Source organism: Lentzea roselyniae (assembly GCF_039537795.1).
Classification (GTDB): Bacteria; Actinomycetota; Actinomycetes; order Mycobacteriales; family Pseudonocardiaceae; genus Lentzea; species Lentzea atacamensis.
On record NZ_BAABBE010000113.1, the window covers coordinates 1 to 1,784 of the forward strand.

General features: G+C 67.2%; 1 protein-coding gene and 1 pseudogene. One reads left to right on the forward strand and one right to left on the reverse strand.

Annotated elements, in window-relative coordinates:
* Positions 1 to 183, forward strand: a pseudogene (locus ABFX45_RS46095) (ATP-binding protein); the annotation flags it as partial.
* Between the two features lie 56 nt (positions 184 to 239).
* On the opposite strand, the gene ABFX45_RS46100 reads toward ABFX45_RS46095, so the two are convergent.
* Positions 240 to 1,784, reverse strand: a 1,545-nt coding sequence (locus ABFX45_RS46100) for a SpoIIE family protein phosphatase (RefSeq protein WP_346137412.1), incomplete at its 5' end; no start/stop codon positions are given.

The window sequence follows — 1,784 nt, forward strand, 5'->3', positions numbered from 1 at the left end:
GACACCGGACAGCTGGCCGACCCCCTCGCCGGACGGAGACCCCGGCCGGCCGGACTGCGCGGCGGACGTGGGGTGCTGCTGGTCAACCAGTTCGCCGATCTCGTGCGCGTCCACGCGACCCCGCACGGCACCACCATCTACGCCTTGCTCCGCCCGGCAGCCGGGACAACCTCGGGCGACTAGGCTTTCCCAGGGAAGCTGGCCTTTCGCAGCAGGCCCTTCATTCCTCGATTCGGCGTTCAACGGCCTGGTCTGTGGCGGAGTGCGAGTACGCAAATGTCGTCGCGAGCTTCCTGCGGGGCGACGGCGTTGATCACCGCTGGCACGAGGTGGTCAAGGCGTTCGGGCAGATGCGGCGCTGTCACGGCGTCGCACAGGGATTGGATGCCCGTGTCGATGTCGTTCTCGCGGTGTTCCACCAGTCCGTCGGTGTAGACGACCAGCACGTCACCCGGTTGTAGCGATGTATCGAACGTGACGTAGTCGGCAGACTGCGCGGCTCCTGTGATCAGCCCGTGCCGGTGTGCCATCGGACGGGCGATGCCGCCGCGGACCATCAGCGGGTGGGGGTGGCCGGCATTGGCGTAGTGGAGAGTGCCGTCGCTGGGGGTGTAAACGCCGTAGAACACCGTGGTCATCGTCATGTCGACGCAGGAGCAGACGAGCCGGTTCAGTTCACCCAGCACGTGGCCGGGAAGCGGGTTCTGCATCGCGTAGGCGCGGAGCGCGCTGCGGACCCCGCCCATCGTGACCGCGGCTTCGATGTCATGGCCGATCACGTCGCCGACCGCGATCGCGAGCCTGCCATCAGGCAGGGGGAACGCATCGTAGAAGTCGCCGCCCACTCCAGTCGAGCTGTTCGCGGGCTGATAGGCAGCCGCCAGTTCCGCGCCCTCGACGTCGGGGATGCTGGGTGGCAGCAGAACCCGTTGCAGCTGCAGCACGATTTTCCGCTCGTCCTTCAGTTGCGCCGTCATCTCATCCGCTCGTACCAGGGCAGCCCGCGCATCGGCCTCGGCGGTACGTCGCGCGGTGCGGTCGACGCACATGCCGCGCAGTGCCACCACGGTGCCGGTGGTGTCCGCGACCGGTTCGGCGATTGACGAAAGCACCACGACACGTCCGTCGGGCGTGCACAGCCGGTACTCGGTGTCCGGTGCCGGTGCGTGCCCGGTCAGACCGGTGAAGGACGCCCGTGCCAGATCGAGGTCGTCGGGGTGCACGAGTGCAAGAACTTCTTCAAGGGTGCTCGGGGACTGGGTGACACCGGCGATGCGGCAGAGGTTGGCCGACCACACGACTCGTCCGCTGCGCAGGTCGAGGTCCCACGATCCCGTGCCCCCGGCGCGTTGTGTCCGATCCAGCCTGTCGGTCCACTCGGCGTGCAGGCGCAGTCCTTCGAGCTCGACGACTTCGTGGGACTTGGTGAGGTCCTGAACCGCGATCACGGCGGCGATGATCTCGTTGTCGTGATCGCACAACGGGAACAGGTTGAGCAGGAGCCGCTTGGTGGTGTTTCCGGCGTCGGCACGCATCTCGAGGTCACGGTGTACGGCGCCGGTCCTGAGCACCTCGGCGACGCGGGATTCCACTGCGGCCGCATGGGCGGGTGGAACGACTTCGTTCATCGTTCGCCCGACGTGGTCACGGGTTGCCAAGTCGAGCACCGACGCGAACTCCGGGTTGGCGTAGAGGAAACGCATCTGCTCGTCCACCACAGCGAAGCCCACGGGCGCTCGTTCGAGGACCGCCGTGATCTCCAGCAGCGATCCACCGGAACCTGC